3 protein-coding genes are annotated in these 3,345 nt (G+C 70.7%); 1 reads left to right on the top strand and 2 read right to left on the bottom strand.

Annotated elements, in window-relative coordinates; all coding sequences use genetic code 11:
* Together WA805_RS31685 and araD are read right to left on the bottom strand one after the other, a co-directional pair.
* The coding region (locus WA805_RS31685; protein WP_425244185.1) for an alpha-hydroxy acid oxidase at window positions 1–844 on the bottom strand (844 nt) is incomplete at its 3' end.
* Between the two features lie 9 nt (window positions 845–853).
* A complete protein-coding gene (gene araD, locus WA805_RS31680) occupies window positions 854–2,551 on the bottom strand; it encodes an L-arabinonate dehydratase (protein WP_422288670.1) in 1,698 nt (565 codons plus the stop codon).
* A gap of 221 nt (window positions 2,552–2,772) precedes the next feature.
* Here araD and WA805_RS31675 point away from each other — a divergent pair.
* On the top strand, window positions 2,773–3,345 hold a 573-nt coding region (locus tag WA805_RS31675), incomplete at its 3' end, for an EamA family transporter (protein ID WP_425244184.1).

Here is a 3,345-nt window from a genome sequence, read left to right as displayed (position 1 = left end):
CCGGGACCCGGCCCGCGACCGTCTCCGCGATCCCGGGCAGCACGTCGAGGCTGGCGGCGGCCGGATCGACCTGGCGGCCGCCGTGGTTGGACACCAGGATCGCGGACGCGCCCGCGCCGATCGCCTGCTCCGCCGCCTCGCTGGTGAGGATGCCCTTCGCGATCCACGGCAGGTCCTGGCGGGCGGCCGCCTCGGCGAGCCGGTCCCAGGTCCAGCTCTGCACGATGCGGTTGCCGTAGGTCTCGGTGATGTTCGGGGTGCCGTCGTGGACGACGTTGCCTGACCAGACGACCGGGTCGGGGCGGAACCTGCTCATCCTGCTCCTGACCCGGAAGCCCATGACCGGGCAGTCGACCGTCACGCACAGCGCGGTGTAACCCGCGGCGCGGATCCGCTTCGCAACGGAGTCGAAGGACTCGTACGGGTGCAGCTGGCCGATCCGCGCCGCCGCGGGCGCCGCGGCGGCGACCTCCGCGTAGGAGAACGTGCCGACCTCCGGCACGATCGAGGCGGTGCCGCACGCGGCGTTCGCGCGGGCCACCGCCAGGTGGCCGTCGGGGGCGAACAGGCCGTCGCCGCCGAACGGGGCGGTCAGCACCGGGAGGGAAAGCGGGATGCCGAGCACCTGGGTGCTGGTGTCGGGCGCGGTGACGCCGCTCATCGGGCGCGGCCTGATCACCCAGCGGGTGAACGCCTCGCGGTTCGCGCGCAGCGTCTGCTCGGTGCCCGCGCCGCTTTCCAGGTAGCCGGCGACCTCGGCAGGCAGGGCGCGCAGCGCCGCGGCATGGATCTCCTCGAGTGCCAGGAAGTCGGCGTTCGCTGGGTCTGTCGGCGTGCTCGTCACGCCTGCACCCTACTGCGGGTCGGGGTCTGGGCTGGCGCCTGGCCTGGCGAGAAAGCCGAAGTCACAGCCCTCGTTCGCCTGGGTGATGTGCTCGCTGTACAGGGCGCCGTAGCCCCTGCCGTACCGCACCTCAGGGGGTGTCCAGCTGGCCCGGCGAGCCGCCACCGTACGTTCCGGAACATCCAGTGAAAGAACGCGGGCGGGGACATCGAGGGTGATGAGATCGCCCGTCTCGACGAGGGCGAGCGGGCCGCCGACGGCCGACTCGGGGGCGACGTGCAGCACGCAGGCCCCGTAGCTGGTGCCGCTCATCCGCGCGTCGGAGATGCGTACCATGTCGCGGATGCCGCGGGCGAGCAGGTAGTCGGGGATGGGCAGCTGGCCGTACTCGGGCATGCCCGCGCCTTTGGGACCGGTGTTGCGCAGCACCATGACCGAGTCGGGTGTGATGTTGAGGGACGGGTCGTTGACGCGTTTCTTCAGGTCGGCGTAGTCGTCGAAGACGACGGCGGGGCCGGTGTGCTTGAGCAGCCGCGGATCGGCGGCGATGTGCTTGATTACCGCGCCGTCCGGGGCCAGGTTCCCGCGCAGCACGGCGATGCCGCCCTCGTTCGCCAGCGCGGTGTCCGGGGTGCGGATGACGTCATCGTTGTAGACGGGATGGTCCGGGACGCTCTGGTGCAGCGCGCCGGGCACCCTGGCGAGCTGGGCGAGCAGCGCGGGCAGGCCGCCGGCGTAGTAGAAGTCCTCCATCAGGTACTCCCCCGACGGCCGGATGTTGGCCAGCCACGGGACGCGGCGGGACATGGCGTCGAAGTCGTCCAGGGTCAGGGCGACGCGGGCGCGGCCGGCGATGGCGATCAGGTGGATCAGCGCGTTCGTCGAGCCGCCGAGCGCGAACACGGTCGCCGCCGCGTCCTCGAACGCCTCGCGGGTGAGGATCGTGGCGGGTGTCTTGTCGTGCCAGACCATGTCGACGATGCGCTTGCCCGAGTTGACCGCCATCCGGTAGTGGGCGGAGTCGACGGCGGGGATCGACGCGGCGCCGGGCAGCGTCATCCCGAGCGCTTCGGCGGCGCTGGTCATCGTCGAGGCGGTGCCCATCGTCATGCAGTGGCCAGGCGACCGGGCGATGCCTTCTTCGAGGTCTTGCAGGTCGCAGTCGGTGGCAACGCCGGCCCGGTAGTCGTCCCAGACCCGCCACATGTCGGTGCCGCTGCCGACTTTCTGTCCCCGGTAGTTGCCGCTGAGCATCGGGCCCGCGGGGACGAAGATCGCCGGGATGTTCGCGCTCGCCGCGCCCATGATGAGGGCGGGCGTGGTCTTGTCGCAGCCGCCCATGAGGACGGCGCCGTCGAAGGGGTAGGAGCGGAGCAGCTCCTCCGTCTCCATCGACAGCAGGTTGCGGTACATCATCGGGGTCGGCTTCTGGAACGTCTCGCTGAGCGTGGCGACCGGCATCTCGACAGGGAAGCCGCCGGCCTCGAGGACGCCTCGCCTGACCTGTTCGGCGCGCTCGCGCAGGTGCTGGTGGCAGGGGTTGATGCCGGACCAGGTGTTGAGGATGGCGATGATCGGCTTGCCCTCGTGCTCTTCCGCCGTGACACCGAGGCCGCGCATCCGGGAGCGGTGGCTGAACGCGCGGACGCTGTCGGCGCGGTTATCGCCGAACCAGCGGTGGCTTCTGAGCTGCTCTGGGGTCTTCATGCCTGGTATCGTCGGTCGCAGCATGCGGTTGCGTCTAGGGTTCCGCTGGCTGCCCGCACCCTCATGTGGGGTTTCTTACAACCAGGGCGGCCGGGACTGGACCGAGCGACGCCAGGAGCCGGTTCGTTTGCTGCGGCCCGGTGAACACCTGACGGGATAAAAGCCCTGAGGGCTCCTATTTAGCGTGCCGGTTGTACCGGCCTTGCCTCCAGGAGCCTTCGTTGCACGCAGCCGCCCTTCCGTTGCCCGTCACCCTCGCGGTGCTCGCCGCCGCCGTCACGCACGCCACCTGGAACGCGATCGCGCACGGGATCAAGGACCAGCTGCTGGCGTTCGGGCTGATCGGGGCGGGCGGGATCCTCGTGGCGATCCCGCTGGTGATTCTGTCCCCCTTCCCGCTGTCCGCCTGCTGGCCTTACCTGCTGGCCTCGATCGTCATCCACGTCTTCTACAACCTGCTGCTGATGCGGTCCTACCGGTACGGGGAGTTCGGCCAGGTCTACCCGCTGGCGCGGGGCACGTCGCCGCTGGTGGTGACCGTGCTCGCCGCGGTGTTCGCCGCGGAGCGGCCGTCGGTCGCGCAGGTGGCGGGCGTGCTGGTGGTGTCGTGCGGGCTGGTACTGCTGGTGCTGGCGGGGCGCCGGGCGGCTGCCCGGGGCGGCCTGCTGGCCGTACCTGCTCGGGTCGGTCGCGATTCACGTCTTCTACAACCTGCTGCTGATGCGGTGTTACCGGCTGGGCGAATTCGGCCAGGTCTACCCGCTGGCCCGGGGCACCTCCCCGCTGGTGGTGAC

Origin of the sequence: Trebonia sp., assembly GCF_049794275.1 — a bacterium.
Classification (GTDB): domain Bacteria; phylum Actinomycetota; class Actinomycetes; order Streptosporangiales; family Streptosporangiaceae; genus Trebonia.
This window is presented reverse-complemented; position numbering and strand designations above follow the sequence as displayed.

Excerpts from the sequence above, each read along its gene's own strand:
- araD (WP_422288670.1), bottom strand. The coding sequence starts at position 2,551 with ATGAAGACCCCAGAGCAGCTCAGAAGCCACCGCTGGTTCGGCGATAAC.